Genomic DNA, 25,734 nt, shown 5'->3' on the forward strand with positions numbered 1-25,734 from the left:
CCTTTGGGGGCATCCATGCACGTTGCATCTGATCTGGCACAGGCCATCGGGAACACACCGCTTATCAAACTGCGCAAGGCCAGTGAGGAAACCGGATGTGACATCTACGGCAAGGCCGAATTCATGAACCCCGGCCAGTCGGTCAAGGACCGTGCGGCACTGTATATCATCCGTGACGCCATCGCGCGGGGCGAGCTGAAACCGGGCGGCACCATTGTCGAAGGCACCGCCGGAAATACCGGCATTGGCCTTGCACTGGTTGGTGCGGCGATGGGGTTCAAGACCGTCATCGTCATGCCCGAGACCCAGAGCCAGGAAAAGAAGGACATGCTGCGCCTTGCCGGGGCCGAACTGGTGCTGGTGCCTGCCGCGCCCTATAGCAATTCCAACAACTACATCCGCTATTCCGAACGCCTTGCCAAGAAAATGGCGCGCGACAGCAATGAGGGTGTGATCTGGGCCAACCAGTTTGACAACGTCGCCAACCGTCAGGCCCATATCGAGGGGACGGGCCCCGAGATCTGGTCCCAGACCGAGGGCAAAGTCGATGGCTTTGTCTGCGCCATCGGCACAGGCGGTACGCTGGCCGGGATCGCCATGGCCTTGCAGCCCAAGGGCGTGAAAGTCGCGCTTGCCGATCCGGACGGTTCCGGCATGACCAAGATCTACACAGGTGAGGATCCGGGCGGCGATTCCATCACCGAAGGCATCGGGCAGGGCCGTGTCACGGCCAACCTCGAAGGGTTCACCCCTGACATGGTTTACCGCATCCCCGACGCGGAGGCGCTGCCGGTGGTCTTTGATCTGCTGGCCGAAGAGGGCTTGTGCCTTGGCGGCTCCAGCGGGGTGAACGTGGCAGGGGCCATGCACATGGCAAAGGAAATGGGGCCGGGCCATACCATCGTGACGGTCCTCTGCGACTTTGGCACGCGGTATCAGTCCAAGCTCTTCAACCCCGAATTCCTGAGGGAAAAAGGCCTTCCGACTCCGGACTGGCTTGACCAGGCGCCGGCATCCATTCCGGGTGTGTTCGAGGAACTGTGATGGTCCGGTTTGCCCGGCTTTTCACGCGGCTGGCGATTGTCCTGTGTCTGGCTGCCGGTGCAGCCACTGCGCAGGATACCACCTTTGAAGCGGCCGTTCCCAACTTTGACAGATGGGAAACGTTGGCACGGGAAGCCGAAAGCGCGATCGACCAGAATCACGGGACAGACGAAACACTGGAGGCAATGCGCGGCAGGATCGCCGAGTTTCGCGGTGAATTCGACGACGCGCGCAACATCAATGCGGCCCGGATCAAGACCCTGCGCGAACAGATCGCGGCGCTTGGGCCTGTTCCCGACGACGCAACCGCAGATGCCGAACCGCCGGACGTTGCAGCACAACGCAAAGCGCTGAACGATGAACTGAGCGGCCTTCTGGTGCCGGTCCAGCGCGCCGAGACGGAATTTGTCCGTGCCAACAGCCTGGTAGGGCAGATTGATACGATCCTGCGCGAACGCCAGACGCGGCAATTGCTGACCGTGACCCCGTCGCCGCTGAACCCGGCCCATTGGCAACCGGCGCTTGTCGATCTCACCACCGCACTGACGGCACTGCGCAACGAGACGCCGAATTCAGCCAATGCGCGCACCTGGTCCTCCTTGCGGGAAAACCTGCCGGTGGTGGTCCTGCTGTCGGCGCTGGGGCTGGTCCTGATCCTGCGGGGCCGGTTCTGGGCGAGCATGATCGTGCGGTCCTTGCAGAAATACGGCGCGCGCGGCTTTGGCATCTGGCGCTTCATGGTCTCGTTGCTGCGCATCTTCCTGCCGGCCTCGGGCCTTGTTGCCCTTGCCCTCGCGGTCATATCCTCAGACGTCCTTGGCCCCAAGGGCGAGAACATCCTGCTGGTGATCAGCTTTCTGGGCGGGATCATGCTGGCGGTGCGCTGGGTCTCTGAACGGGTATTCTCACGCGATGATGACGAGGCGCTTCTGCTGCTGTCGCAGGACAAGCGCAAGGAAGCCCGGTTTCACGTGAGCATGATCACGGTGATGATCGTCATCACCGAGTTGATCGGGCAGGTCCTCGACACCAGCGACAGCGCGGCAGTATCGCGTTCGGTGCTGGTCTTTCCCTGGCTGGTGGTCTCCAGCCTCATGCTGTACCGCATCGGTGTCCTGCTGCGCGGCTATGTCGAACCTTCCGCCGCGACGGATGATCCCCTGACAGAGGCCCGCGCCAGCACATTCGGACGTGTGGTGCGGGGCCTGGGCATCGGGGCTGTGGTGATTGGTGCGTTGTCGCCCGTCCTGCTGGCCGCCGGTTATTTCAAGGCCGTCGATGCGCTGATGCCACCCTTTATCATGACGCTGGTCCTGCTGGGGCTGGTGATGGTGCTGCAACGGTTCCTGGCAGAGCTTTACGGTGCGCTGACCGGGCAGGGCGAGGCGGCCCGCGATGCGCTGATGCCGGTGCTATTCGGCATGATCCTGCTGCTGCTGGTCCTGCCGGTGCTGGCGCTTGTCTGGGGCGCGCGGGTCACCGACCTGACCGAACTCTGGCAGGCCGTCGGGCGCGGTTTTGCGGTGGGCGACAGCCGTATTTCCCCGACCGATTTCCTGACCTTCGCGGTGATCTTTGCCATCGGCTATGCGCTTACCCGGCTGGTGCAATCGGCATTGCGCAGCAATGTCCTGCCGAAAACCAAGATCGACATCGGGGGGCAGAACGCCATTATCTCGGGGCTGGGATATGTCGGTATCTTCCTTGCCGCACTGGCCGCCATCACCGGGGCGGGGATCGACCTCAGTTCGCTGGCCATTGTCGCGGGCGCGCTTTCCGTGGGCATCGGTTTCGGGTTGCAGAACATCGTGTCGAACTTTGTCTCCGGCATCATCCTGCTGATCGAACGCCCGATTTCCGAAGGCGACTGGATCGAAGTGGGCGGCCAGATGGGGTATGTCCGCGACATCTCCGTGCGGTCCACCCGGATCGAGACCTTTGACAAGACCGATGTCATCGTGCCGAATGCCGATCTGGTGTCGGGCACGGTCACCAACTACACACGGGGCAACACCGTGGGACGGCTGATCGTGCCTGTCGGTGTGGCCTATGGCACCGACACCCGCAGGATCGACACGCTGCTGCGCGAAATCGCAGAGGCGCAGCCGATGGTCCTGGGCACGCCCGCGCCCAATGTGCTGTTCCTGAACTTCGGGGCCGATGCGCTGGAATTCGAGATCAGGTGTTTCCTGCGCGATGTGAACTGGATGATGGTGGTCAAGAATGAGATCAACCACCAGATTGCGGAACGCTTTGCCAAGGAGGGGATCGAGATACCCTTTGCCCAGCGTGATCTCTGGCTGCGCAATCCCGAAGTGCTGTCGCCCCGCAAGGGCGCGGAAAATACCAGGGATGGCGCAAAGGAACCGGACCCAACCGCCGCCAAGGACAAGCCGGACGATACAACCGCATGACGCAGCCTCTTTTTCTGGACGATCCTTACCGGCGCGATGCGCCCGCCGTGGTCAAGACGCTGACCGACGAGGGCGGGATCATCCTCGACCGGTCGGTTTTCTATCCCACGGGCGGCGGCCAGCCGGGCGACAGCGGCTGGCTGAACTGGGACGGCCAGCACATGCCCGTGGCAACCGCGATCAGGGGGCAGGGCGATGACATCATCCTGGTCCCCTCCGAGGCGATGGCCCTGCCGCCGCTGGGTGCCCATGTGACCCAGGCGCTGGACTGGGATCGCCGCCATCGCCACATGCGCCTGCACACGGCGCTGCACCTGCTGACGGCGGTGATCCCCTATCCGGTGACGGGCGGGCAGATCTCGGTAAGCCAGGGGCGGATCGACTTTGACATGCCGGACATGACCCAGGACCGCGACGCCATCACCACGGCGCTGAACGCATTTGTCAGCCAGGATGCGAAAATCACCGATGGCTGGATCACCGGGGCCGAACTGGACGCGCACCCGCATCTGGTCAGGACGATGGCGGTGCAGCCGCCACGCGGCGCAACGCAGATCAGGCTGGTGCGGATCGGCGACCCGGACAGCCCGATTGACGTGCAACCCTGCGGCGGCACCCATGTGGCCCGCACCGGAGAGATCGGCGCGCTGCGGCTGGGCCGGATCGAAAAGCAGGGCCGCCAGAGCCGCCGCATCCATCTGCATCTCGAAAGCTGAGGGCAGGGTGCAAGATAGGCCCATTTTCCCTCTTGCACCCCAGGTGCCCCCCACGTTAAACCGCCCCTCACGGAGAGGTGGCCGAGTGGTCGAAGGCGCACGCCTGGAAAGTGTGTAGGCGGGAGACCGTCTCCAGGGTTCGAATCCCTGTCTCTCCGCCATATGCCCCCTACGTCCCATGCAGGCGCATTTTCCCAGATTCCCGCAAATAGCAATGGCTGCGTCTTGCTCCTCCCGTTGTCGGAATTCAAGCATGACCGGCTTTTGTGCCAGATTGCTGAGCCGACTTAACCAAGTGGCGCTTGCAGCGTTCCACCTTTAACGATTCAAGTGTAAAGCGGGGCGCTTTGGTGGAAATTCGCGTCTGGCGTAGCGAATGGCGGGTAGCGTCGCAACCCGCAGGCCGGGTCACGTGATAGCAAAGGTTGCAAAATCGCCCTCCCTTCACGCCAAAGGCGTGCCTATTCAAGTCGGCGCACCTCTGGTGCGACGGGAGGTCGGGCGATGCCCGGCTTGCGCCGGGCAGGTGCTTGTGGAAGCTGGCACCTCGCCATCGCGACAGTGGTAGACCCACACAACAGCCGCTCTCGCCTCCCTCATTGAAGATACGGTTCCGGGTCGGAGATACCAACCGACCAGGTTCAGAAATGCCTCAATTTCACGTCGCTTTTGCATTGCATGCGACACCCATCCCCCCCAACACATCCCGAAACGCTTCGATGTCCTGCGGGCGGGAGAGGGATGGCGCATGGCCGCAGTCCTGCAGCAGGGTGACCGCCGGTTTCGGGCCGCTGTGGCGCATCCGGTCCAGTATGCCGGGCGTCATCAGGTCCGACCGTGCACCGCCAAAGACATGGGTGGGCACAGAGATCCGCGCCCAGCGGTCCCAGGCGGTCATTTCATGGGGGGAGTGCGTGAACTGCCGCAGGATCGCGGGATCGTAGTGCAGGGTCAGCCGCCCGTCCGACCGCCGCCGCAATGAGGTACGTGCCATCCGGTGCCAGTAGCTGTCATCTGCCGGGCCGAACGGGGCATAGGCGCTGCGCAACCAGGTCTCGGCCTGACTGTAGCCGGAAAAATGCGGCGGGGCACCGACATAGGACATGATCCGCTCCAGCGCGGCATCAGGCACTTCGGGGCCTATATCGTTGATGATCAGCCTGCCGATCCGCCCCGCATCCTTGCCCGAGGCGAGGTAGATGCCGATCTGCCCGCCCATGGAGGTGCCGAGCCAGTCCGCGCGCTCTATCCCGTAGTGGTCCATCAGGTCGCAGGTGATGCCGGCAAAATACTCGATCGAATATTCCGCTTCCGGCGCGGAGGCCCAGCTGGACAGGCCCCGCCCAATCATATCGGGGCAAAGCACATGAAAGCTGTCGGACATGGCAGCGGCAAGTTCGTCAAAGTCGCGGCCTGTCCGGGCCAGCCCGTGCATCATGATCAGCGCCGGATTGCCGGGGTCGCCCCATTCGGTGACGTGGATCTCGTGATCCATCACCGGCACAAAGCCGAAGCGGGGCGTGGTCATGCCCGCTGTCCCCGTGCCATCAGGGTGCCTGCGATGCCCTTAGGAAAGAAATAGACAAGCAGGATAAAGATGATGCCCAGCCAGAACAGCCAGCGGTCGGGGGCCAGAAGCTCGGGCAGCAGCGGAATGGCGGCGGTCGCTTCCGACGCGGCCCCCATCAGGTCACGCAGGTAGTATTGCGCCATGACCATCAGCGTCGCCCCGATCACCGCGCCCCACATGGTGCCCATGCCGCCAATCACCACCATCAGCAGGATGTCGATCATGATCGCAAAGGACAGGGCGGTGTCCGGCCCGGTGTATTTCAGCCAGACTGCATAGACCGATCCGGCCAGCGAGGCCACAACCGCCGACAGGCAGAAGACGAAGGTGCGGTAGGCGACAACACGGTATCCGATGGCTTCGGCGCGGGCCTCGTTCTCGCGGATTGCCTTCAGCACCGTGCCCAGCGGAGAAACCGTGATCCGCAGCATTATCAGGAACAGCACCAGCGATGTGGCAAAGACAAAGTAATAGGCGGCGAGTTTCCCGTTCAGTTTCACCCCGAACCAGCGCAGCACCTTGCCGTCGCCATCCACCGCCAGTTTGGTCGCGGTCTTGAACAGGTCAGGGGCGCGGTAGGTGATGCCGTCCTCCCCCCCGGTAAGCTGGCTGAGTTGCGAGGCCAGCACCAGCACGACCGAGGCCGCAGCCAGGGTGATCATGGCAAAGAAGATCGCCTTGACCCGCAGGCTGATCAGCCCGATTGCGGTGGCGACGACCAGTGACAGGGCGACGCCTGCAACCGTGCCAAGCGCCACGGAATCCCAGCCCGGTCCCATCTGTTTCAGAGCGATGGCCGACCCATAGGCGCCAAAGCCGAAGAACATCGTATGGGCAAAGCTGACAATCCCGGTATAGCCGATCAGCAGATCATAGCTGGCCACCAGCACAATGAAGATGCAGATGCGCGCCGCGACTTCCAGTGCGCGGATGTCCTGGAACAGGAAGGGCGCGAACAGCAGCAGGGCGGCGATTACCAGCATCGCGGATTTGACGGCGATTGTGCCATAGGTGGGTTTCATGTCTTGTCCCTCACTTGACCGCCGGGCGCAGCCCGCTGGGCCGCCACATCAGGATCGCCATCATCAGGATCATGTTCGATGCCAGTGCCAGTTTCGGGGCCAGATAGCCGATGTAATTGGCGGTCAGCCCCACGATGATCGCGCCCAGCAACGTGCCTTCGATGGAGCCAAGCCCGCCGATGATCACGACGATGAAGACAACGATCATCATCTCGCCGCCCAGTGCCGGGGTGATCAGCGTCTCGTAGCCCGCCCACATCGCACCGCCCAGGGCGGCAAGCGCGCTGCCCAGCATGAAGACACCGATGAACAGGCGGTTGATCTTGAACCCCAGCGCCTCGACCATTTCGCGGTTTTCGACGCCCGCCCGGATCAGCAGGCCGATGCGGGTGCGATTCAGCAGAACCATCAGCCCGACAAAGACCACAGCACCAAGGCCCATGGCAAACAGGCGGTAGATCTCCATGCTGACGTCACCGATGATCCAGGCCCCTTCCAGAAACGAGGGGCGCGGCACGCTGACGGGGGTGCCGCCCCAGACCGCGAGGATGATCTGTTCACTGACGATCAGCGCGCCCATGGTGATCAGGATCTGGCGCAGGTGATCGCGGTAGACGGGGCGGATGATGACCGTCTCAAAGAACAACCCCGCGGCAAGGCCAAAGGCGATGGCCGCCAGCAGCGCCAGTGCCAGCGCGGCGGAGGCCAGCATCCAGCCCCCGTCCAGCCAGGTGGACAGCGCCGCCAGCACCGTGGCCGCGACAAAGGCGCCAAAGCTGACAAAGGCGGAATGGCCGAAGTTCAGCACGTCCATCAGGCCAAAGACCAGCGACAGGCCGGAAGCCATCAGGAACACCATCATGCCCATCGACAGCCCCGCCACCGTCAGCGTCACCCAGGAGGACGGTGCGCCGATCAGCACAAAGGCGACGGCGGCCAGCGCCAGCGGCAAAAGGTTCACGCCGCCCAACCGGCCCAGCGTCTCGGAAACTCTGTTCATCATGCGGAAAGCCCCAGTAATTGACCCTGCAGGTCGGTGTCGGCGGCGAAATCGGCCATGGTGCCGCGATGCACGACGCGGCCATCGTCAATCACGGCCATGTCGCGGCCCAGGCTGCGAGCAAAGTTGAAATTCTGTTCGACCAGCAGGATCGTTGTATCCTGCGCAATCTCGCGAAAGGCTTCGCCCATGGCCGCAACGATGGAGGGGGCCAGCCCCTTGGTCGGCTCGTCGATCAGGATCAGGTCGCGCGGCTCTATGATGGCGCGGGCGACGGCCAGCATCTGTTTCTGCCCGCCTGACAGGGACCAGGCCTGTTTCGTCCAGAATTGTTCGAGCGCGGGGAACAGCGTGTAGATGCGGCGCAGGCGGGTCTGGTCGAAACGCCCCTTCGCGGTGGCAAGCACCAGATTTTCCTCGACCGTCAAACCGCCGAAAATACCCATGTTTTCGGGCACATAGGCGATGCCCAGCCGGGCAATGTCGGCAGTGGCCAAGGTGGATATGTCCTTGCCCTTGAAGGTGACGGACCCCGGTTGCGGTTGCCATAGCCCCATGATGGAGCGCAGCGTCGTCGTCTTGCCCGCGCCATTGCGGCCCAGCAGGACAAAAACGCCGCCCTGCGGCACCTCAAAGGAAATGTCATGCAGCACATGGTACTGCCCGATCTGCGTCTTCATGTTTTGCAGGGACAGCAGGGTCATGCGGTCTCCTCCGTTGCGGTGCCAAGGTAGACATCGCGCACGATCTTGCTGTCCATCACCTCGCCCGGTGCGCCATCGGCCAGGAGTTCGCCGTTGTGCAACACGATGATCCGGTCCGCGAGCGCGCGGACCACGTCCATCTTGTGTTCCACCAGCAGCACCGTCTTGGTCGGGTCGGATTTGATCTTTGCAATCAATTCCAGCACGGCGGGGGCCTGATCCAGCGACATGCCGGCGGTGGGTTCATCGAACATGTAGATATCGGGCTCCATCGCCATCAGCAGCGCGACCTCAAGCTTGCGTTGATCGCCGTGGGGCAGGCTGGCGGCAGGCATCGCCGCGCGGTTGGTCAGCTGCGCGGCGGCCAGATAATGCTCGGCGCTGTCGATCAGGTCACGGCGCGACGGGGCAGGGCGCAACAGGCCCCAACCCGCACCCGCACGGGCCTGAACCGCAAGGCGGATGTTTTCCAGCACGCTGAGCTGCGGAAACAGATTGGTCAGCTGAAAGGCACGACCGATGCCGCGCCGGGCGCGCGAAGACGGGGAAAGCCGGGTGATATCCTCACCCGATTTCTCGACCTTGCCGGCGCTGGCGGTCAACTGGCCTGAAATCAGGTTGAAATAGGTGGTCTTGCCCGCGCCGTTGGGGCCCACGATCACGGTGGTCTCGCCCGGATGGAAATCGCAGGTGACGGTGTTGACCGCGACATGGCCGCCGAAACGGATCGTCAGGTCACGGGTGGACAGGGACGGGGAAGGCATCAGGGGGCAATCCTTGGCTAAGTCCGGCCCGCCGCATCGGGCGGGCCGGTATCTGCCGTTAAGGTCTGGACGTTACTGGCTGTTGTCGCGGCCGATGGGAATATCCATCTCGTCCGCTTCGATGATGCGCACAAGATCGGGGATCGCCCATGCCACATCGTCATCAACGCGGATCTTGAAGTGCACCATGGATTGCAGCGCCTGATGGTCTTCGGGGCGGAAGGTCATCTCGCCCTTGGGCGTGTCCCAGGACATGCCTTCCATCGCTGTGATCATGTCTTCGGTCTCGTAGCTTTCAGCGGTTTCCAGCGCCTTGACCACGGCCAGCGCGGCGGCCATGCCCCCGGCAGTGAAGAAATCCGGCGGCCCGTCAAAGCGTTCCTGATGGGTATCGACCAGCCACTTGTTCACGTCGTTGTCGTAAGCCTCGTAGTAGTAGTAGACCGCGCCTTCCAGACCGGGGAACCGCTTGTAGGTCGGCAGCACCGGCAGGATATGCCCGCCCATCGAAATTTCGATGCCATAGCGGTCGGGGTCCAGCGCCTGGATCTTGCCCGGCGCGTCGCCGCCACCGGCGACATAGACCAGAATGACCTTGCGGCCTTCCTTGTCCTTCAGCGCGTTGAACATCCGTTCGGTCGCGGCGGTGAAGTCGGCAGTGCCCTGGGGCACGTATTCTTCGGTCACGACAGTGGCACCCGATCCGTCAAGGGCCGCCTTGAACGCGGTGATCCCGTCACGGCCAAAGGCATAATCTTCGGCCAGGGTTGCGACAAACAGGTTCTCGTCGGGTTTCAGCGCCAGCGCCTGCGCCTGCATGTCCATCGAAGAGTTCCGCGAGGTCTTGAACACATAGCGGTTGCTGTCCGGCCCGGTCAGGCTGTCGGCAACGGCGGGTTCGACGATCAGGATCTTTTCGTATTCCTCGGCAATCGGCAGCATCGCCTGCGTCACGCCCGAGGATGTGGCACCAACTGCCAGGAGCACCTCGTCATCGCCGTAGGCTTCGGCCAGCACGGCGCGGGCCACGTCGGGCTTGAACTGCGTGTCCTTGATGATGACCTCGATCGGGCGGCCCTTGACCTCGTTGGTGCCCTTGGTGGCATATTCGAGACCCAGCTCGAACCCGGTCTGGGCCTGTTTGGAAAAGGCTTCGAAACTGGAACCGGACAGGCCGTGGATCAGGGCAATCTTGATCGGACCTTCCTGCGCCCAGACTGCGCCAGCCAGGGCGACAGACGTGGCAATGGTGGCGGCGAACCGCGTAAATGTCTTCATGGTATCCTCCCATATCGGCGGCGGTCGCTGTTGTGCGATCCCGACCCGTCGTTTACGTATTTTACAGCATTCAGGATAACCGGAACCGGGGCAAGATCGTGGAAATACCTATTGACGATAGCTATGAGCAGGGCCGTTTTGCCGATCTTGCCTTTGCCTATGCGCCGGTAGGTCTGGTGGTGACAGAGGACCGGGTGATCCGCCAGTGCAACATCGCCTTTGGCGAGATGTTCGGCTATGCCCCCGAGGATCTGGCAAATCAGGTGTTTGCGATCCTTTATCCGACGGATGCGGAATTCGTGAACATCCGCGACCGGGGTGTCAGACAATTGCGCGAGACCAACCGCTACTGGGATGAACGTATCATGGCGCGCCGGGACGGGACCTTGTTCTGGTGCCGGGTGCGGGGCCATTCGTTCACCCCCGACGACCCATTGGCCCGCGCCGTCTGGAGTTTTGCCGACCTGAGCGCGGAGCGGCCCTATTTCCCGCTGACACGGCGCGAGCGCGAGATCCTGAGCTATCTGTCGGAAGGGCTGACCAGCAAGGAAATCGCCATCAACCTCGAAATCTCACACCGGACGGTTGAGGTGTACCGGGCCAAACTGCTGCGCAAATTCGGCGTCAACAACACCAGCGGGCTGTTCCATTCGATGGGCGGTATCGACGGGGACCATGTGGTGTCCATCTCGGATCAATAGGCCTGCCTGTGACCTCAAGTCGGGGATTGCCGGGGTGGGAAGGTCACTGTGACGCTCACGCCGCGTTCCGACCCAGGCCGGGGAGAGCGGAAATCAAACCCGCAACCCGACTGGCTGCACAATTCCTGAACGATGCTCAGACCCAGCCCGAAACCCTCTGTCGTGGGCGCGCGGCGGCCAAAGCGGCGCTTGATCTTGTCGACCTCTTGCGCGCTGAGCAGGTCGCACTCATTGGAAACCTCGATCTGCCCCGGTGTGGCGGCATTGACCGTGACAGGGCCGGACCCGTGTTTCAGCGCATTGTCGAACAGGTTGTTCAGGATGATCCCCAGGGCATCGGGGTCCAGGCGGCAGGGCCAGGGTGCGGTGGTCGGGTGCAAAACCAGGGTGTCCTGCTGTGCCATCCCGCCACGCAATTCGCGCAACAGCATGTCGATGACCGGGGCAATGTCTGTGACCGGGGCATTCAGCCCCAGACCGGATTGCGCCCGCGACATCTGCAACAGCCGCTCGATCAGCCGGACCAGCCGTTTCAATCCGGTCTCGATTTCCGACGCCCGCGCGACCAGGGCCGGGTCCTGTGCCATGGCCTTCAGGCGCTGCGCTTGGGCCATCGCAATCGCAACCGGGGTGCGCAGTTCATGTGCCGCATTTGTTGCAAAGGCGCGCTCTGCCTCCAACGCGGTGTCGAGCCGCGCCATCAGCATGTCCAGCGTGTCGACGGCCGGTTCAATCTCCGCAAAGGCATTCTTGCGGTTGATGGGCGACAGATCGTGTTCGTTTTTGCGGGCGATATCCGCACTCAGCGCCGTGACCATACCGGCAGAGCGCCGCACCGAGAGATAGGCCGCGGCATAAGACAGGCCGCCCAGCAGGAAAAAGCCCAGCACCACCGCCGACATGACATCGAAAAGCGCCTCGTTGCGCTCAACCAGCGGCTCCGCCACAACGATGCGCAGCCCCGGCACCACGTCAGATGCAAGCAGGATCACCCGGAAGCCGTTCAGGCTGGTGATCCGGTTCGGTGGCAGGTCGGCCATGGAAAAGGCAAGGGGTTCGGCCAGCGCGGACCTGTCGGTCACCGCACCATCGGCATCCAGAAACCAGAAGCGGACCCGTTCCTCCGGGGCAAGGCCGGTTTCCTCAAAGCTGGCATTGGCCTGTGCCCCTGACAACTCCCTGATCTGTAGCAACAACTGTGCCTTGTTTGACAGCGACAGGTCCAGCAGTTCGTCGTATTCCTCTTTTACAAGGCTGTAGACGATGACGCAGCCGATCAGAACCGCAACGATGCCGGGCAGCGCCAGTGCCGTCAGAAGGCTGCGCAGCAGGCTATGACGCGGCGGGATCAGGGACATAGCGCATAGCCAAGACCGCGATGGGTCACGATAAGGTCCTTGCCCAGCTTGGCGCGCAACCGGCTGATATGCGCCTCCAGCGCGTTGCTTTCGACCTCTTCGCCAAAGGCATAGAGCGCGGCCTCAAGGCTTTCGCGCGGCACCACGGCCGGTTTGCGCCGCACCAGTGTTTCAAGGACCTGCCATTCCCGTGTCGTCAGCCGCACCGGGACATCCGCGCGCATAACGCTGTGATCGGCCAGACTGATCGACAGATCCCCAATTGCGGTGATCTGCGCCAGCTTATCCTCGCCCCGGCGGCAGACGGTGTGGATGCGGGCCTTGACCTCGTCCAGATCAAAGGGCTTGATCACGTAATCATCAGCCCCAAGGTTCAACCCCTTGATCCGGTCGGAAACCTTGTCCCGCGCGGTCAGGATCAGCACCGGGGTGTGGACCCGCCGGTCGCGCAGGGATTTCAGAAACTCCAGCCCGTCACCGTCCGGCAGATGCAGGTCGAGCAGGATGACATCGAAGGGACTGGCGCGCTCCGCACTTTCCGCATCGGCAAGGGTGTCGAACCATTCCACAAGATGCCGGTCGGCAGCCAGGTGTTCCACCAACGGGCCTGCCAGCGCCGCTTCGTCTTCAATCAGCAGAATACGCATGTTCCGGCGACGCCTTGTTGTGCTTCTTGTGCGCCTTGTAGGAAAACGGCAGCGACAGCAGATAGGCGCAATCTGCCACGATCAGGGTGGGCCAGGGATAGACCAACAGGCACACCACCAGAACAACCGCCGCCACCATCACAAACGGCAGATGGGCGCGGTGGATCGTGGCGTGTTTGATCGAGAAGGTCGGCACGGTGCTGATGGCCAGCAAACCGATGCAGATGATATAGCCTGACCGCAGCACCGGCAGATCGGTGTTCTGCCATCCGTAAAGTTCCATGAAAACCGGCATCAGCGCCAGACAGGCCAGCGCCGGGGCGGGGATGCCCACAAAATAGCTGTCAGTCTTCAGCGCGACCTTGGGGCCGCGCATCGACAGGTTGAACCGCGCCAGTCGAAGCGCGCAACAGACCGCCAGCACCAGAATCGACAACCAGCCCAGGCTCGCCAGTGGGGTGCCCAGATAGAGGGTGTGATAGATCAGCACCCCCGGCACGATGCCGAAATTGAAAAAATCTGCCAGCGTGTCCAGTTCCGCACCAAAGGGGCTGGCACTGTCGAGAAAACGCGCCAGCTTGCCATCCGCCGCGTCCAGGAAAACCGCCAGCAGGACAAAGGCCAAACCGGTCTCAAGCCGCCCTTCAAGCGTCATGCGAATGGCCGTCATGCCCGCGCAGATCGCAAACACGGTGACGATGCTAGGCACGACGTGGCGCAGCTTGATCCGGTTGCGTTGCGTCACTCGGCAATCCCGATGCGCGCGGCAGCGCTGCCCTTGAGATCCGCCAGAATGGTTTCGCCTGCAACAGCGGTCTGGCCAACGGCGACCAGCGGCTGCACGCCCTGCGGCAGATAGACATCCAGCCGACTGCCAAATCGGATCAGGCCAAACCGGTGGCCGGTGCCAAGCCTGTCGCCCTCCTTGACGAAACAGACGATGCGCCGCGCCACCAGGCCGGCAATCTGCACAACACCGATCAGCGCGCCGTCGGGGGTCTGGATGGTCAGGGAATTGCGTTCGTTGTCTTCGCTTGCCTTGTCCAGCGAAGCATTCAGGAACTTGCCATGGCGGTAGACGATATTGGTCACCTCACCGGCCACGGGCGCGCGGTTCACATGGCAGTTGAACACGTTCATGAATATCGACACCCGCGTCAGCGGTTCGGACCCCAGCGCCAGATCGGCACTGGGCACCACGTCCTCGATCAGGGACACAACGCCATCGGCTGGCGATATCACCAGCCCCTCTTGCTGCGGCACCACGCGCACCGGGTCACGGAAAAAGTAATAACACCAGATGGTTGCCCCGACGCCGAGCCAGAACAACGGCTGCCAGACAAGGCCCAGCACCAGTGTGACCGCGGCAAAGACTGCCACGAATTTCCGGCCTTCCCGGTGCATCGGCACGGCCACGATCTTGAGCATGTTCATCGGTTATCTCTCACTCTCCAACGAAGGAACGCAGCAAGACCGCGCCCAGGAAAACGCCGTTGGCACAGAGCAGACACATCGTCGCCAGTGACCCCAGATCCTTGGCATCGCGCGCAAACGCGGCCCAGTCGGGGGCAAGATGATCGACAATGCATTCGACCGCCGTGTTAAGCGCCTCGACGGCGACCAGGCAGAAAAACAGAATAAGCAGAACTGCGTAATCCATCGTTTCGGCCCCAGCGATGGCCAAAAGCCCGAATCCCAAAAGCAGAGCAATCACAATATGCCGGAACGCTGTCTCTTGCCAGAGCCTGCGAAGCCCGCCAACCGAATAGCCCGCTGCCGCCCAAAGATGCGCCAGGCCGGTGACGCGGGGCGGTTTCGCGCGCGGTGGGGAGGCGGGAGAGACAGTCATTTCTGTGCAACTTTCAGGCCGGTCCGGCAGGCTGCGAAGATATCGAGTGCCGGGTCACGCACATCTGTCGAGATGTCCAGCATCCCAAGCAGGGAATGGAACAGGTTGTCATGTGACAGCGCGTTACCCGCCTGTTGCGAAACACAGGTTTCATCCAGCCCGAACTGTGCCTTGAACCCCTCTGACATCCACAGGACCATGGGCACTGTCGTTTGATAGGCGGGGGCCATGAAATAAGGCGATCCGTGCAGGTAAAGGCCAGATTCGCCCAAGGATTCACCATGGTCGGAGACATAGAGCAGGGCCGTCGTCAGGTTCGATTCCGCCGCCAGCAGGTCAATGGTGTGGGCAAGGATGTCATCGGTATAGGCGATGGTATTGTCATAGGCGTTGGTGATTTCCGCCGTGCTGCATTCCTTGAATTCAGCCGTGCGGCAGGCTGGTTTGAACCGCTCGAAGGCTTCCGGATACCGCAGGTAATATGTGGGGCCATGACTGCCGATCTGGTGCAGCACCAGAACGGTGTCTTCGGTGATCGTTTCGGCATAATCCTTGAGCGCCTGCATGAATATCCCATCCATGCATTCACCCGCAGCGCAGAATTCCGCATCTTCGACGTTGGTAAAGCTGCGGCTCTCCAGCCGGTTGGCCAGCCCCTTGTCGCCGGTATTGTTGTCCCACCATGCGACATGCAGCCCTGCATGGCCCAGCACATCCAGCACGTTTTGATGTGAGACAGCTTTTTCATATGAGTAGTCTTCGCGTGTGAACATGGAGAACATGCAGGGCAGGGAAACCGCAGTTGCGGTCCCGCAGGAGGAGACATTGTCAAAGCTGATCACGTCCCGCTGCGCCAGCATCGGGGTGGTATCCCTGACATAGCCGTTCAGGCCAAAATTCTGCGACCGTGCAGTTTCGCCCGCCACCACGATGGTCAGCATCGGTTTGCGACCGGCCCCGTAGGACGGCCCGCGATGTGCGTCCCCGCCGATCGGCTGCACTTCGACATGGGCGGTGCCCGACACCATCCGTACATAGCGGATCGCACCCACCATCGGGGCGAAGGGCTGGAAGCTGCTCATCAGGTCCTTGCGTTCGCGAAAGACAGCGGCATAGGATTTCAGATCTGCCATCAGGAAACCGGCGGTCAGCGCCAGCATCAGGACAAGGCTGAGGACGGGCGTTGCGATTGTCCGCAGCAGGCCTTGCCGTTTGATCCGAACAAACAGCAGCGCCAGCGCGGGCAGGATTCCGGTCAGAACGACATGGGTGACAAAACCAAGGGTGATCAGGTGTTTTGATTCCGTGATCGTGGTCACCATGACATTCTGGATCATGTCCCGGTCGATGATGACCCCCAGCCGGTCCATGTAATAGGAGGTCACCGCCCCCAGGATCAGGACAAATGCGAGAAACGGTTTGACCACATAGGGAAAGGAAAACACGCTTTGAACCGCGATTGCGAGGCAGAAGACCGCCGCGATGAAACCCGCAAAGGACAGCCCGTGGCCGTCAAAGACATCCGAACCGATCCGCCAGAAGGTCGCATTATGCACTGCAAAGACAAAGATCGCGGTGACAAGGCTCAGCCCGAGGGGCGTGGTCTCCGGGCGCTTTGCCCATGTGTTGCGCAAAGAGTCCGGTAAGGTGGTCAGGGTCATCTGGAATTGTCCGCTTTGTTGCTTGCAGCGGTATTGACCAGCGCAACCTTACGCGAACCTTACGGGGTACATCCTGACGCCGGATCAGGACAGGGCGGCACCTGTAAATGCAAGATGCGAATAATTGCTACATGCCAAAAGCAAAAAGCGCCCCAAGGGGGCGCTTTGCAGATGAGACGGGAAGGGGCCTGTCGTCGGTTCAGCCGCCCCAGCTGCGGACCTGACCGCAATCCATATGCACGAAGTTGGAGCCGGAGTAGCGCCCGACGCCGCCACCGTGACAGGCCATCGCCGCCTTGGCCATCTGGTTGACCGACCGCGAGGCAAGCCGCAAATCGGCAGCCTGGCCGCGCAGGTGCAGGGAATTCTTTGCCACACCGCGTGAGCGTGAGCGCAGCATCGCGTTGGTTTGCGGGCTGCGGTAGCCCGACAGCAGCATATAGGGTTCGTTCACATCCAGCAGGTTGTGCGATGCCGCCATGATGTCGACGGTGCGCAGGTCGATGTTCTTGACCAGATCGTTGCGCCAGTCACGCATGAAATAGGTGACCTCCTGAACCGCATCCTTGATGTATTCACCTTCGATCCAGTAGATCATGTCGATGCGTTCACCGGTGCGCCCGGAATACATGCGAATGCGCCGGATATCCCCGCCGCCGCGCAGGAAACCTGCCGCATTCGAATATGTTGGTGCTGATGCTACCGCAGTTGCTGCGAATGCGCCGAGTAGGGCGCGCCGGGTCATACCCGAAGAGCTAATGCCTGTCATGATCTCTGTCCCGTCGTCTCTGCCTGTGGCCATGATGTTACATGGGCCGTTCATCTCTTCCCCAGATGCAACATCGTTATTGCATAGTGAATTTTCATTACCAAGGGCTGAATCCATAGGGTTCCCGCTATCGGCAACTTTAGGCGAAATTTTGCGCATTTTTTGATTATTGCGGGATGGTGGCCCTGATGGCCGGTGCCTTTTTCGCATCATATCGGCGGCAGATTCACCACCTGTTGCAAATGTGAATGGACAGTTCCCCGGCCAACCCTGAAAACTGAATCTGCTGTATGTTCGTATTTTCAAGGGGGTTTTCATGAAGGGTTATTTTACAGGCAGCCGCCGGGCGCTGCTGTTGGCGACATTTTCGATTGTCATCGCCGGTTTCTCGGTTGCCAGGCCAGCGCAGGCGCAGGTCACCGCATTCAAACAGGCCGTTGCAGAGGCCGCGGCGGAGGATGCCGATATCGCGGAATTTTACCGCAACACCTCATATGCGCCGATATGGACGGCTGCGGATGATGCCAGCCGGGCCCGTCGCGCCGAACTGATGCGCGCGATCAAATCCGCCGGCTCGCACGGTCTGCCGGTTGCCCGTTATGATCCCGCCGGCCTTCTGGCCAGGCTCAGCACCGTGCGCAGCCCCCGTGACCGCGGCCTTGCCGAAGTCGAGATGAGCAAGGTGTTCCTGACCTATGCCCGGGACATCCAGACCGGCGTTCTGAACCCCAAGCGGATCGACAGCCGGATCGTCCGCGAGATCCCCTATCGCGACCGGGGTGCCTATCTGTCGGGGATCGCCACCTCCAAACCTGCCGCATTCTTCCGCGCGCTGCCGCCGCGCAGCATGGAATACAATGCGCTGCTCAAGGAAAAGGTGGTGATGGAACAATTGCTGGCACAGGGCGGCTGGGGGCCGCAAGTTGCGGCCAGCAAGCTGGAACGCGGAGCGACCGGGCCAGCGGTCATCGCCCTGCGCAACCGGTTGATCGCGATGGACTACCTTGAACGCAGCAATGGGCGGACCTTTGATCAATCCATGTCCGACGCGGTCAAACAGTTCCAGATCGACCATGGGCTGAACGACGATGGCGTTGCCGGGGGCGAAACCCTCAAGCAGATCAACGTGGATGTGGAGACCCGTCTGCAATCCGTGCTGGTGGCGCTTGAGCGGGAACGCTGGTTCAACACCGAGCGCGGCAAGCGTCACATCCTGGTGAACCTGCCCGACTTCACCGCCAAGATCATCGACGATGGTGTTGTGACATTCCAGACCCGGTCGGTCGTCGGCGCCAATCGCGGGGATCGCCCCACGCCAGAATTCTCGGATGTGATGGAGCATATGGTGGTGAACCCGAGCTGGTATGTCCCGCGCTCCATCGTGACCAACGAATACCTGCCGGCATTGCGGCGCAATCCGAATGCGGCAAGCCATATCATCATCACCGACAGCCGGGGCCGCAGGGTGAACCGCGGCGCGGTCAACTTCTCGCGCTACACCGCGCGGAATTTTCCCTATTCCATGCGTCAGCCGCCAAGCAATTCAAACGCGCTGGGTCTGGTAAAGTTCATGTTCCCCAACAAGCACAACATCTACCTGCATGACACCCCGGCCAAGAGCCTGTTTGCCCGAGATGTGCGTGCCTTCAGCCATGGCTGCATCCGCCTGCAGGACCCGTTCGATTTTGCCTATGCGCTGCTGGCGCGCCAGTCGGACGATCCCAAAGGTGAATTCCAGCGCGTGCTTCGGACCGGCGCGGAAACCAAGGTCAAGCTGGACCAGCCGGTGCCGGTGCACATCATCTACCGTACCGCGGTGACCAATGCGCGTGGCCATACAGAGTACCGGGCCGACATCTATGGCCGGGACGCCAAGATCTGGAATGCGCTTGCCAATGCGGGGGTGGTCTTGGGCGGTGTTCAGGGTTAACTCTGGCCCTGCATCACGCAGGGGGTGAACGCATGGGCCATACGGTCAGGGAAATAGCCGACAGCATCGGCGCGCGGGCCGAAGGTGATCTGGATCTGGTCATCACCCGCGCGGCGGAACCTGCCAGCGCGGGGCCTGATGATCTGGCCATGGCCTCCACCCCGAAATACGCGGAAATGCTGGCGCAGGGGCAGGCCCGTGCCGCCATGCTCTGGCCCGGCGCGGACTGGCAATCTCTGGGGCTTGCCGCCGCCATCCTGCCGGACCGGCCTCGCTTTGCCATGTCGGGCCTGACGCGGATGCTGGATCAGGGGCAGGGCTTTGCCCCGGGCATTCATCCCGCCGCCATCATCGACGACAGTGCCGAACTGGGCGAGGGGGTCAGCGTCGGCCCGCTGGCGGTGATCGGCGCAGGCGTGCGGATTGGTGCGGGCAGCGTGATCGGGCCGCAGTGTTTTATCGGCCAGGACGCCACGCTGGGGCCTGAGTGCTTTCTGCGCGAACAGGTCAGCATCGGCGCAAGGGTCCGGATCGGCGCGCGTTTCATCGCCCAGCCGGGCGTACGGATCGGCGGCGATGGGTTTTCCTTTGTGACCCCTGAACCAAGTGCGGTCGAAAACGCCCGCAAGACCCTGGGCGATCAGGGCGATGCCAAGCCGCAGGCCTGGGCGCGCATCCATTCGCTGGGGGCTGTCACCATCGGCGACGATGTTGAAATCGGCATGAACACCACCGTGGACAGCGGCACCATCCGCGACACGAAAATCGGCAATGGCACCAAGCTGGACAGCCAGATCCAGATTGGCCACAACGTTGTTGTGGGCAATGACACGCTGATCTGCGCCCAGGTGGGAATCGCCGGATCATCGGTGATTGGCAACAATGTGGTGCTGGGCGGACAATCGGGCGTCAGCGACAACATTTTTATCGGCGATCGGGTGATCCTGGGGGCCGCGACCAAGGCGCTGTCAAATGTGCCCGCAGGCCGTACGATGCTGGGCTATCCCGCCACGCAGATGGAAAACCAGATGGAAATCTACAAGGCGCTGCGCCGCTTGCCCCGGCTGCTGCGCGACGTCGCAGCCTTGCGAAAGGTGGTTTCCAAACCATCTCAGGATGGCTAAAGCGCCCCGCCTTAAACTTGAATCGCCGATACCCTGCCGCGCTTCGCGCTCTCGGGACATCGGCGATACGGAGTGTATCAGGTTAAAGGCGGGACGCTGTAGGGCCTGTGGACATTCATCTTCCGCCACCCGCGCGAGACGGATTTTTACCTTCTGCGCTTTGATTTGAGTGCAGCAGTGTGATCATTGGAAGCAAAAATCCGGGATGGCAGAGACAAAATCGGCCGCGCCCTGCAAGGGTTTCGCCAAAATTACACATTTCTGCGTTAAGAGAGCTTGAAATAGCAGGCTATTCCTGTGCTTTCTTGCCTGGAATTGAGCAATTTTGGACTGAAACGGGTGGTGACAGATGAATGTCCACAGGCCCGAAAGCATCCCCGTACAATGGATGGGAAATACGTCATGAGCATCAAGGATCAGGTCATCGCCATCATCGCCGAACAGGCCATGCTGGAACCGCAGGATGTGACACTGGAGAGCACGCCCGAAGATCTTGGCATAGACAGTATGGGTCTGGTGGAGAGCATTTTCGCCATCGAGGAAGCCTTCGACATCTCCATCCCCTTCAACGCCAACGATCCCGGCGCATCGGATTTTGACATCTCATCCGTGGCCACGATCATCGCAGGCATCGAACGGCTCAAGGCGGAACAGGGCTAGGGTGGCATGAAACGTGTCGTCATCACCGGGGCCGGGACCATCAACGCCCTGGGGCATAATGTGCCCGACACCCTGGCCGCGATGCGCGAAGGGGTTTGCGGCATCGGCCCATTGTCCTTTCGCGACGTCGAGCGCCTGCAAATCCAGATCGGCGGTCAGGTGCGCGGCTTTGACGCCGAAGGCCGCTATAACCGGCAGCAGATTTCGCTTTATGACCGCTTCACCCTGTTCACCCTGGCCGCCGCACGCGAGGCCATCGAACAATCCGGGCTGACGTTTTCGGGCGAATTGTCTGCCAGGGCAGGTGTCGTGCTGGGCACGGCAGGCGGCGGCGTGTCGACCTGGGACGACAATTACCGCGCCGTCTATGAAGAGGGCAAGAACCGGGTCCACCCCTTTGTCGTGCCCAAGCTGATGAACAATGCCGCAGCCTCCCATGTCAGCATGGAATGGAACCTCAAGGGGCCGTCCTTTACCGTCTCAACCGCCTGTGCCTCCTCCAATCACGCGATGGCGCAAGCCTTTGCCATGGTGCGTTCGGGCATGTCCCCGGCAATGATCACCGGCGGGTCGGAATCAATGCTGTGCTTTGGCGGGGTCAAAGCCTGGGAGGGGTTGCGCGTCATGAGCCGCGACGCCTGCCGCCCGTTCTCCGCCAATCGCAATGGCATGGTGCAGGGCGAAGGTGCGGGCATCTTTGTCTTTGAGGAAATGGAACATGCCCGCAAACGCGGTGCCGAAATCCTCTGCGAGGTCATCGGCTTTGCCATGACGTCGGATGCGAGCGATATCGTGATGCCGTCCAAGGCGGGCGCTGCCCGCGCGATTGCGGGCGCGCTGGAGGATGGCCGGATCAACCGCGACGAGGTCGGCTATATCAACGCGCATGGCACCGGCACGGCGGCCAATGACAAGACCGAATGCGCGGCGGTGGCCGATACCTTCGGCCCCCATGCGGACAATCTGATGATATCCTCCACCAAGTCGATGCACGGTCACCTGATCGGCGGCACGGGTGCGGTGGAATTGCTGGCCTGCATCATGGCCCTGCGGGACGGGGTCATTGCCCCCACCATCGGCTATGAAGAACCCGACCCGGAATGCGCGCTGGATGTGGTGCCGAACACGGCGCGGGAGGCAAAGGTCAGCGTGGCCCTGTCCAATGCCTTTGCCTTTGGCGGCATGAACGCGGTGCTGGCCCTGCGCAAGGTCTGAACCGGCAGGACCAGAAGGCCGGGACTTACAGCGAATATCGTTTGCAGATCAGCCCGTCCGGTGTGCGGTAGGTCTCGAACCCCATGGCCTGGTAATATGCCAGCCCTTCCGGGTTGTCGGCGGCGATGCTGGCGTCGATATGTTGCAGCCCCGCGGCCCTTGCGGCCTCCAGCGTGGCGTTGAACAGGGCCCGGCCCACGCCGCGACGCGCAGCCTCGGGCCGGATGTGGGTGCCGATGATGCCCCAGCCGGGGGTGACATCATAGATATTCCCCTCGACCGCCCGTTTCAGCGACTGGAACCCCAGGACCGTGCCATCTGCATCCTCCGCCACAGAGCAGCGGATGCTGTCGGGGTCCTCAATGTAATTGCGCCGGACGAACGGCGGATCGCTGGGGTTGCGGCGCTTGCCCATTTCGCGCAACCGGGTCAGGAAATCGCTCATTTGTCCGACGTCCGAAATGTCCGCTTGTCTGATCTTCATGTTTTCATTCCTTTGGGCAAGAAAAAGGGCCGCCTTCCGGCAGCCCTCTTCCAATCTCTTTCCAGGGCGGTGACGCCTTACTGGTCGATGACCGAAGATTTATCATAGCTCGCGGTGAAGCCGTCCAGCGACAGGTTCAGCTTGACCTGCTGATCGGGGGCCAGGGCCGGTACGATGGTGATGACCGCTTCCTTGCCGCGCTTGAAAGTGGCGACGTCGTCAGCGGTCAGGCCCAGCCGCACATAGCACCCTACCGGGTTGCAGAAGGCGTAAGGGTAGCGCCGTGCCTTGCCGCCATCCACCGAGATGGTCAATTGCTGGGGCAGGGCAGTTTCCAGCGGCACGACAATGGTCGCCCCGGCTGCGGCCTTGCCACCCTCGGGCAGGCGGAACAGCGAGAACTCGGCGACGGGCGCACCCTGGCCGTCATCCAGAAGCTGGTACATCTGGCAGGGTTCGCTGCCATCTTCACCTCTGATGCAACGCATTTCCCAGGAACCGACAACTTCCTTGGTATAGGGTTTGCCGATCTCCGGCGTGCCATCGGCATTTTCGCCAAGGCTCAGTTGATCCTCGATCTTGGGTGCAGCACCAGTCTCGGGCGCAGCCTCTTGCTCGGTGGCGGGGGGTGTCTCGGTTGTCTGTGCAAATAGCGCTGCAGGGGCCGCGCAGGCCAGGGCCAGGGCGACGGGCAGGGCAGTCAGAAATCTACTCATGTCAAATCCACGATTGTTGCGTTACTGCGCTCTACCACGAAGCAAAAACAATGTCAGCGGGCAGCCAAGGAAAAGTGATGCCACGCACGCAATTTCCCGCTGATCTGGCACGGCATGCGGCGTGCCCCCCCGAAACGCAAAAAGAGGACGCATGGCATCCTCTTTTCACCTTAGTTCTCTCCCCGTCGGACTGGGCCGACTTATTGCTGTGACGTTACGAAAGCGCCGCTCGCGGGTCAACAGGAAAACGGCAAATATTTGCCGCCCCGCATTGACATAAACAGAAGGCAAAAAGGGCCGCACCCAAAGGCGCGGCCAGTCTGACAGGGAGGATGCCCGTGACCAAAAGGACAAATGATCAGGGCAAGAAGACTATGGCGCATGAGGGTTAAGATTGTATGCTCATTGCTGATGAAATTTCGCCCGCGGCGGTCCGGCTGCTGCGGTCACAAGGGGCACTACGTGACACAAGACATCTTTATCGGCGGCGGCGGCGCGGCATATGCCACCCCGCAATTCCTTAACATTGGCTACGCCAACCGCCACGGGCTGATCGCGGGGGCCACCGGGACGGGCAAGACCGTGACACTGCAAATTCTGGCCGAAGGGTTCTCGGCACAGGGCGTGCCGGTCTTCCTGTCGGACGTCAAAGGTGATCTGTCGGGGCTGGCGCATTCCGGCTCTGCCGCGCACAAGCTGCACGATGCCTTTACCAGCCGCGCGGAAAAGATCGGGTTCGACAGCTACAGCTACGATGCCTTTCCGGTCACATTCTGGGACCTGTACGGCGAACAGGGCCATCCTGTCCGCACCACGGTATCGGAGATGGGACCGCTGTTGCTGTCGCAGCTTCTGGGGCTGAGCGAGGCGCAGGAAGGCATCCTGAACATCGCCTTCCGGGTGGCGGACGAGGACGGTCTGCCGCTGCTGGACCTCAAGGACCTGCAAGCCCTTCTGGTCTGGATCGGCGAGAACGCCCGCGACCTCAGCCTGCGCTATGGCAATGTCTCCACAGCCTCGGTCGGCACGATCCAGCGCCGGTTGCTGGTGCTGGAAAATCAGGGCGCGGCGGACCTCTTTGGTGAACCGGCGCTGGCGCTGGAAGACATGATGCGCACCAATCAGGACGGGCGCGGGATGATCAACATCCTGGCTGCCGACAAACTGATGGGGGCGCCGAAACTCTATGCCACCTTCCTGCTGTGGCTGCTTTCCGAACTGTTCGAGGAGCTGCCCGAGGTCGGCGACCCCGACAAGCCGAAACTGGTGTTCTTTTTCGACGAGGCGCATCTGCTGTTCGATGACGCGCCAAAGGCGTTGGTGGACAAGGTCGAACAGGTGGCGCGGTTGATCCGCTCCAAAGGGGTTGGGGTCTACTTCATCACCCAGAACCCGGCAGACGTGCCCGAGGACATCCTTGGCCAGCTCGGCAACCGCGTTCAGCATGCCCTGCGTGCCTTTACCGCGAAAGACCAGAAAGACCTGCGTCTGGCCGCCCAGACCTACCGCGACAATCCCGCCTTCAGTACCGAAGAGGCGATCCGCGAGGTCGGCGTGGGCGAGGCGGTGACCTCCATGCTGCAAAAGAAAGGCGTGCCGGGGATCGTGGAACGCACGCTGATCCGGCCGCCGTCGTCACAGCTTGGCCCGATTGACCCTGCTGAGCGTGCGACGCTGATGAAATCATCTCCGATGGCGGGCAAATACGACACCAGGCTCGACCGTGAAAGCGCCTTTGAGATCCTGCGCGCGCGTGCTGACAAGGCCGCCGCCGAGGCCGCCAAAGCCGAAGAGCAGGCAGAGGAGGCCGAAACCCCCGCCTTGCGCGAGTTCAATAATGCACGGCGCTATGCGGGAAAGGGGGTCAACCGATCAACCTCGCGCGGGCAGGGCAAGAGCTGGTCGCGCGAGGTCGGAGGCGCGGTTGGCAGTGTCTTCATCAAGGAACTCAAGGGCACAACAGGCCGCCGCATCGTGCGCGGCATCCTGGGCGGGTTGTTCAAAGGCCGGTAGCCCCGCCGGCCAGAGCCCGAGAGTACGCATTCACTGCGCGCCAGCCCGGACTTTTCAAAAAGTCCGGTCTGGAGTTTTCAAAAACTCCGATGGGC

Annotated in this window: 24 protein-coding genes and 1 tRNA gene; 10 read left to right on the forward strand and 15 right to left on the reverse strand. The window is 61.9% G+C overall.

What is annotated here, in order from left to right; genetic code table 11:
• Nucleotides 1-15 precede the first annotated feature (15 nt).
• The 4 genes from A8B82_RS18040 to A8B82_RS18055 all read left to right on the forward strand — a co-directional run bounded on the left by A8B82_RS18040 (nucleotide 16) and on the right by A8B82_RS18055 (nucleotide 4,335).
• Entirely contained in the window at nucleotides 16-1,044 is a 1,029-nt protein-coding gene (locus tag A8B82_RS18040; protein ID WP_067295563.1) for a cysteine synthase A, read from the forward strand.
• The gene (locus tag A8B82_RS18045) at nucleotides 1,044-3,458 is read left to right on the forward strand and encodes a DUF3772 domain-containing protein (protein ID WP_067295566.1); all 2,415 of its coding nucleotides are present in this window, start codon (nucleotides 1,044-1,046) and stop codon (nucleotides 3,456-3,458) included. Before A8B82_RS18040 ends, A8B82_RS18045 begins: the two co-directional genes overlap by 1 nt.
• Nucleotides 3,455-4,174 (forward strand): alanyl-tRNA editing protein, encoded by a 720-nt coding sequence (locus A8B82_RS18050; RefSeq protein ID WP_067295569.1) that lies wholly within the window; start codon nucleotides 3,455-3,457, stop codon nucleotides 4,172-4,174. Before A8B82_RS18045 ends, A8B82_RS18050 begins: the two co-directional genes overlap by 4 nt.
• Before the next feature lie 71 nt (nucleotides 4,175-4,245).
• Nucleotides 4,246-4,335, forward strand: a tRNA-Ser gene (locus A8B82_RS18055).
• A gap of 497 nt (nucleotides 4,336-4,832) precedes the next feature.
• On the opposite strand, the gene A8B82_RS18060 is transcribed toward A8B82_RS18055, so the two are convergent.
• From A8B82_RS18060 to A8B82_RS18085, 6 genes are all read right to left on the reverse strand, one after another.
• Nucleotides 4,833-5,702, reverse strand: a complete 870-nt coding sequence (locus tag A8B82_RS18060; RefSeq protein ID WP_067295570.1) for an alpha/beta fold hydrolase — start codon at nucleotides 5,700-5,702, stop codon at nucleotides 4,833-4,835.
• Nucleotides 5,699-6,766: a branched-chain amino acid ABC transporter permease gene (locus tag A8B82_RS18065; RefSeq protein ID WP_067295572.1), complete on the reverse strand. Its 1,068-nt coding sequence runs from the start codon at nucleotides 6,764-6,766 to the stop codon at nucleotides 5,699-5,701. The genes A8B82_RS18060 and A8B82_RS18065 overlap by 4 nt, the downstream gene beginning before the upstream one ends.
• Nucleotides 6,767-6,776: 10 nt before the next feature.
• Entirely contained in the window at nucleotides 6,777-7,766 is a 990-nt protein-coding gene (locus A8B82_RS18070) for a branched-chain amino acid ABC transporter permease (RefSeq protein ID WP_067295842.1), read from the reverse strand.
• On the reverse strand, nucleotides 7,766-8,470 hold the full coding sequence (locus A8B82_RS18075; RefSeq protein WP_067295574.1) for an ABC transporter ATP-binding protein: 705 nt from the start codon (nucleotides 8,468-8,470) through the stop codon (nucleotides 7,766-7,768). The genes A8B82_RS18070 and A8B82_RS18075 overlap by 1 nt, the downstream gene beginning before the upstream one ends.
• Nucleotides 8,467-9,234, reverse strand: coding sequence for an ABC transporter ATP-binding protein (locus A8B82_RS18080; protein ID WP_067295576.1), 768 nt, complete (start codon nucleotides 9,232-9,234; stop codon nucleotides 8,467-8,469). The genes A8B82_RS18075 and A8B82_RS18080 overlap by 4 nt, the downstream gene beginning before the upstream one ends.
• 72 nt (nucleotides 9,235-9,306) lie before the next feature.
• Nucleotides 9,307-10,512 (reverse strand): substrate-binding domain-containing protein, encoded by a 1,206-nt coding sequence (locus A8B82_RS18085; RefSeq protein ID WP_067295579.1) that lies wholly within the window; start codon nucleotides 10,510-10,512, stop codon nucleotides 9,307-9,309.
• A gap of 98 nt (nucleotides 10,513-10,610) precedes the next feature.
• Between A8B82_RS18085 and A8B82_RS18090 the strand changes: the two genes are divergently transcribed.
• Entirely contained in the window at nucleotides 10,611-11,213 is a 603-nt protein-coding gene (locus A8B82_RS18090) for a helix-turn-helix transcriptional regulator (protein ID WP_067295581.1), read from the forward strand.
• A 14-nt stretch (nucleotides 11,214-11,227) separates the two neighbouring features.
• Here A8B82_RS18090 and A8B82_RS18095 read toward each other — a convergent pair whose 3' ends face one another.
• From A8B82_RS18095 to A8B82_RS18125, 7 genes are all read right to left on the reverse strand, one after another.
• Nucleotides 11,228-12,571: a sensor histidine kinase gene (locus A8B82_RS18095; RefSeq protein ID WP_067295583.1), complete on the reverse strand. Its 1,344-nt coding sequence runs from the start codon at nucleotides 12,569-12,571 to the stop codon at nucleotides 11,228-11,230.
• Nucleotides 12,562-13,218: a response regulator transcription factor gene (locus A8B82_RS18100; RefSeq protein ID WP_067295586.1), complete on the reverse strand. Its 657-nt coding sequence runs from the start codon at nucleotides 13,216-13,218 to the stop codon at nucleotides 12,562-12,564. The genes A8B82_RS18095 and A8B82_RS18100 overlap by 10 nt, the downstream gene beginning before the upstream one ends.
• Complete coding sequence (locus tag A8B82_RS18105; protein WP_067295588.1) at nucleotides 13,199-13,963, reverse strand: CDP-alcohol phosphatidyltransferase family protein; 765 nt, start codon at nucleotides 13,961-13,963, stop codon at nucleotides 13,199-13,201. Before A8B82_RS18105 ends, A8B82_RS18100 begins: the two co-directional genes overlap by 20 nt.
• On the reverse strand, nucleotides 13,960-14,652 hold the full coding sequence (locus A8B82_RS18110) for a phosphatidylserine decarboxylase (protein ID WP_067295591.1): 693 nt from the start codon (nucleotides 14,650-14,652) through the stop codon (nucleotides 13,960-13,962). The genes A8B82_RS18105 and A8B82_RS18110 overlap by 4 nt, the downstream gene beginning before the upstream one ends.
• A 10-nt stretch (nucleotides 14,653-14,662) precedes the next feature.
• Entirely contained in the window at nucleotides 14,663-15,067 is a 405-nt protein-coding gene (locus A8B82_RS18115; RefSeq protein WP_067295594.1) for a diacylglycerol kinase, read from the reverse strand.
• On the reverse strand, nucleotides 15,064-16,728 hold the full coding sequence (locus A8B82_RS18120) for a phosphoethanolamine transferase (protein ID WP_082899360.1): 1,665 nt from the start codon (nucleotides 16,726-16,728) through the stop codon (nucleotides 15,064-15,066). The genes A8B82_RS18115 and A8B82_RS18120 overlap by 4 nt, the downstream gene beginning before the upstream one ends.
• 199 nt (nucleotides 16,729-16,927) lie before the next feature.
• On the reverse strand, nucleotides 16,928-17,497 hold the full coding sequence (locus A8B82_RS18125; RefSeq protein ID WP_067295846.1) for a YcbK family protein: 570 nt from the start codon (nucleotides 17,495-17,497) through the stop codon (nucleotides 16,928-16,930).
• 316 nt (nucleotides 17,498-17,813) lie between these two features.
• On the opposite strand from A8B82_RS18125, the gene A8B82_RS18130 reads away from it, so the two are divergent.
• From A8B82_RS18130 to A8B82_RS18145, 4 genes are all read left to right on the forward strand, one after another.
• Nucleotides 17,814-19,427 (forward strand): L,D-transpeptidase family protein, encoded by a 1,614-nt coding sequence (locus tag A8B82_RS18130; protein WP_067295597.1) that lies wholly within the window; start codon nucleotides 17,814-17,816, stop codon nucleotides 19,425-19,427.
• A gap of 32 nt (nucleotides 19,428-19,459) precedes the next feature.
• Nucleotides 19,460-20,551, forward strand: coding sequence for a UDP-3-O-(3-hydroxymyristoyl)glucosamine N-acyltransferase (gene lpxD, locus A8B82_RS18135; protein ID WP_067295600.1), 1,092 nt, complete (start codon nucleotides 19,460-19,462; stop codon nucleotides 20,549-20,551).
• 402 nt (nucleotides 20,552-20,953) lie between these two features.
• A complete protein-coding gene (locus A8B82_RS18140) occupies nucleotides 20,954-21,211 on the forward strand; it encodes an acyl carrier protein (RefSeq protein WP_067295603.1) in 258 nt (85 codons plus the stop codon).
• Nucleotides 21,212-21,217: 6 nt separating this feature from the next.
• Nucleotides 21,218-22,426, forward strand: a complete 1,209-nt coding sequence (locus A8B82_RS18145; protein ID WP_067295605.1) for a beta-ketoacyl-[acyl-carrier-protein] synthase family protein — start codon at nucleotides 21,218-21,220, stop codon at nucleotides 22,424-22,426.
• A gap of 25 nt (nucleotides 22,427-22,451) precedes the next feature.
• Here A8B82_RS18145 and A8B82_RS18150 read toward each other — a convergent pair whose 3' ends face one another.
• Together A8B82_RS18150 and A8B82_RS18155 are read right to left on the reverse strand one after the other, a co-directional pair.
• On the reverse strand, nucleotides 22,452-22,910 hold the full coding sequence (locus A8B82_RS18150) for a GNAT family N-acetyltransferase (protein WP_067295608.1): 459 nt from the start codon (nucleotides 22,908-22,910) through the stop codon (nucleotides 22,452-22,454).
• Nucleotides 22,911-22,987: 77 nt separating this feature from the next.
• Complete coding sequence (locus A8B82_RS18155; protein ID WP_067295610.1) at nucleotides 22,988-23,626, reverse strand: invasion associated locus B family protein; 639 nt, start codon at nucleotides 23,624-23,626, stop codon at nucleotides 22,988-22,990.
• Nucleotides 23,627-24,088: 462 nt separating this feature from the next.
• Between A8B82_RS18155 and A8B82_RS18160 the strand changes: the two genes are divergently transcribed.
• A complete protein-coding gene (locus A8B82_RS18160; protein ID WP_067295848.1) occupies nucleotides 24,089-25,639 on the forward strand; it encodes a helicase HerA-like domain-containing protein in 1,551 nt (516 codons plus the stop codon).
• Nucleotides 25,640-25,734: the final 95 nt, after the last annotated feature.

The organism is Sulfitobacter sp. EhC04, from assembly GCF_001650875.1.
In the GTDB taxonomy this organism is placed as follows: domain Bacteria; phylum Pseudomonadota; class Alphaproteobacteria; order Rhodobacterales; family Rhodobacteraceae; genus Sulfitobacter.

What these genes read in the sequence shown, in the direction of transcription:
- A8B82_RS18040 (WP_067295563.1), top strand. Translation starts at nt 16, where the DNA reads ATGCACGTTGCATCTGATCTGGCACAGGCCATCGGGAACACACCGCTT.
- A8B82_RS18045 (WP_067295566.1), top strand. Translation starts at nt 1,044, where the DNA reads ATGGTCCGGTTTGCCCGGCTTTTCACGCGGCTGGCGATTGTCCTGTGT.
- A8B82_RS18050 (WP_067295569.1), top strand. Translation starts at nt 3,455, where the DNA reads ATGACGCAGCCTCTTTTTCTGGACGATCCTTACCGGCGCGATGCGCCC.
- A8B82_RS18060 (WP_067295570.1), bottom strand. Translation starts at nt 5,702, where the DNA reads ATGACCACGCCCCGCTTCGGCTTTGTGCCGGTGATGGATCACGAGATC.
- A8B82_RS18065 (WP_067295572.1), bottom strand. Translation starts at nt 6,766, where the DNA reads ATGAAACCCACCTATGGCACAATCGCCGTCAAATCCGCGATGCTGGTA.
- A8B82_RS18070 (WP_067295842.1), bottom strand. Translation starts at nt 7,766, where the DNA reads ATGAACAGAGTTTCCGAGACGCTGGGCCGGTTGGGCGGCGTGAACCTT.
- A8B82_RS18075 (WP_067295574.1), bottom strand. Translation starts at nt 8,470, where the DNA reads ATGACCCTGCTGTCCCTGCAAAACATGAAGACGCAGATCGGGCAGTAC.
- A8B82_RS18080 (WP_067295576.1), bottom strand. Translation starts at nt 9,234, where the DNA reads ATGCCTTCCCCGTCCCTGTCCACCCGTGACCTGACGATCCGTTTCGGC.
- A8B82_RS18085 (WP_067295579.1), bottom strand. Translation starts at nt 10,512, where the DNA reads ATGAAGACATTTACGCGGTTCGCCGCCACCATTGCCACGTCTGTCGCC.
- A8B82_RS18095 (WP_067295583.1), bottom strand. Translation starts at nt 12,571, where the DNA reads ATGTCCCTGATCCCGCCGCGTCATAGCCTGCTGCGCAGCCTTCTGACG.
- A8B82_RS18100 (WP_067295586.1), bottom strand. Translation starts at nt 13,218, where the DNA reads ATGCGTATTCTGCTGATTGAAGACGAAGCGGCGCTGGCAGGCCCGTTG.
- A8B82_RS18110 (WP_067295591.1), bottom strand. Translation starts at nt 14,652, where the DNA reads ATGAACATGCTCAAGATCGTGGCCGTGCCGATGCACCGGGAAGGCCGG.
- A8B82_RS18115 (WP_067295594.1), bottom strand. Translation starts at nt 15,067, where the DNA reads ATGACTGTCTCTCCCGCCTCCCCACCGCGCGCGAAACCGCCCCGCGTC.
- A8B82_RS18120 (WP_082899360.1), bottom strand. Translation starts at nt 16,728, where the DNA reads ATGACCCTGACCACCTTACCGGACTCTTTGCGCAACACATGGGCAAAG.
- A8B82_RS18125 (WP_067295846.1), bottom strand. Translation starts at nt 17,497, where the DNA reads ATGACAGGCATTAGCTCTTCGGGTATGACCCGGCGCGCCCTACTCGGC.
- A8B82_RS18130 (WP_067295597.1), top strand. Translation starts at nt 17,814, where the DNA reads ATGAAGGGTTATTTTACAGGCAGCCGCCGGGCGCTGCTGTTGGCGACA.
- lpxD (WP_067295600.1), top strand. Translation starts at nt 19,460, where the DNA reads ATGGGCCATACGGTCAGGGAAATAGCCGACAGCATCGGCGCGCGGGCC.
- A8B82_RS18140 (WP_067295603.1), top strand. Translation starts at nt 20,954, where the DNA reads ATGAGCATCAAGGATCAGGTCATCGCCATCATCGCCGAACAGGCCATG.
- A8B82_RS18145 (WP_067295605.1), top strand. Translation starts at nt 21,218, where the DNA reads ATGAAACGTGTCGTCATCACCGGGGCCGGGACCATCAACGCCCTGGGG.
- A8B82_RS18150 (WP_067295608.1), bottom strand. Translation starts at nt 22,910, where the DNA reads ATGAAGATCAGACAAGCGGACATTTCGGACGTCGGACAAATGAGCGAT.
- A8B82_RS18155 (WP_067295610.1), bottom strand. Translation starts at nt 23,626, where the DNA reads ATGAGTAGATTTCTGACTGCCCTGCCCGTCGCCCTGGCCCTGGCCTGC.